Annotated in this window: 2 protein-coding genes; both read right to left on the reverse strand. The window is 68.8% G+C overall.

The features are described 5' to 3' along the window. On the reverse strand, positions 1–1,157 hold a 1,157-nt coding region (locus tag MLY01S_RS11785), incomplete at its 3' end, for a V-type proton ATPase subunit G (RefSeq protein WP_157531310.1). A 162-nt stretch (positions 1,158–1,319) separates the two neighbouring features. After that, on the reverse strand, positions 1,320–1,820 hold a 501-nt coding region (locus MLY01S_RS11790), incomplete at its 5' end, for a 4'-phosphopantetheinyl transferase superfamily protein (RefSeq protein ID WP_157531311.1).

Genomic DNA, 1,820 nt, shown 5'->3' on the forward strand with positions numbered 1-1,820 from the left:
TCTGCAGTGAAGGTGACGTACAGGTCGTATCCGTAGTCCTTCTTCTGCACCTCGGTGCGCACGTTCTGATCGGTCTTCAGGAACTGCAGCTCGGACTTGTCATGGTCGATCCACGAGTTATTGCACGCCGTGCCGGTCGTCCTCACCGTCACGCCGTTCACCTTGAGCTCGGCGTTATTGAAGTCACAGCGGCTGTCACCCTCCGTGACCGACTCCCGCTGCTTGTTCCACTCGGCCACATGCTCACGGGCCTGCTTCACGACCTCCTCGGTTGCCACGAGCAACGGCAGCCCCTGGGACAGGTCGACGGTTCCGTCAGAGTCCTTGAGCTCGACGTTGTCCTCACCCAAGGAGTCGTCGAGAGAGATCTCGTACTCGCCCGCCGCGATCAGGGCGGGGCCACCCGACTGATGGCCGCCGAAGACATCGGCGAGGCTGCGGTCTCCGATGCGAACCCAGTCCGCAGGGACCGGGGAACCGGGCTGTGCCGAGCCGTCGCCGTGGCCGTGGCCCGCACCTCCGAGCTGGGACGTGAACGGTGCCACGCAGCTGCTCACGGCATCGACCCTGTAGGAGCCCTCGTCGTCCTTCTTCAGCGTGAGGCAGCGGTCTTCCCCGCCGTCGAAGCGGATCGTGCCGCTCACGGACTCGGGACGCTCGTACCCGGAGAACTCGTAGTCCTGGTACGGAACGCCCTCGACGTGGGGGACATACTCCTGATCCCCGAAGTAGTCCTCCCGGGACACGTCCTCGCCGATGTAGTCCGCCACAGAGGAGATCTCCGGGGCTTCGAAGTCAGGGACCTCGACATCGTCCACCCTCACTTCGACGCCGGTGGCCCCCTTCCAGGCGTCGGCGGTGCCCGACTGCTCCCAGCGCTTCTTGGTCTCCTCGGTGATCAGGCCTTCCAGCACCTGACGGTCGCCGGCCTCCAGGGCCTTCTTCAGCTCGCCCTGAACGCGCTCGGTCTCAGACCTGACTGCCTCTACCTCGGACTGCGCGCCCTCGCGAGCCTCGCTCGCCCGCTCGTCAAGGGTCTCGCGCGCCTGGGCCTCGACCTCGGCCGCGTAGTCCGCCGCTCCTTCCTGACCGCAGCCGGTCAGGAACAAGGCAGCTGCAACGGACAGGCCCACCAAGGGCAGGGACTTCTTCGCCATCAGAGTTCTCCGTTCTCACGTCATTGTGATCTGAGACTGTCGGGGTATTCGCTGCTCCCGCATTGCTCATGTACAGCTTATCCCGCCGGTGCGCACTCGGATGCTCTGCGCTCTGCATGAGTCCTCTTCCCGACGACGGCCCCTCCCCTCCACCTGTGGGCATCACCGGACGGACGGGGCCAGGACCAGGACGCCGCGGACCGCCTCCGGCAGTCCCGGCACCTGCGCCGCGGTGAGCGGCAGGACCCGTTCGCCCGGCCTCGGCTGCGCTGCGGAGGGGTCCGCGGTGGCGAATCCGGTGCCGCGCGCCTTCACGAGTGCCTCGGCCCGGCACCAGGCGTCGACGCGCGCGGCATAGGCCAGGTGGCGTGGCAGACCGTCCCAGACGGCGAGCTGCTCGGCGGAGAACGCGACGGCGTCCGAAACGGCGCGGCCGTCCGGGCCCGGCTCCAGTGCCCGCCGCGTGCGCGGGCTGTCCAGGTCCTCCACGTCCACACCGACCGCCCCCTGCCCGGCGGCGCGCCAGGCGAGCACCGTCAACGGGCGCTCTTCGGCGGTGTGGGACAGACTGACGGCCGGCAGCGCGGGCGGGACGTCCTGACGGCTCCCCCGGAGCCGGTCCCACACGCGGGCGAGCCGGCCGCCGGGGTGAGGGCCGTCGTC

Origin of the sequence: Micrococcus lylae NBRC 15355, from assembly GCF_001570885.1 — a bacterium.
Classification (GTDB): Bacteria; Actinomycetota; Actinomycetes; order Actinomycetales; family Micrococcaceae; genus Micrococcus; species Micrococcus lylae.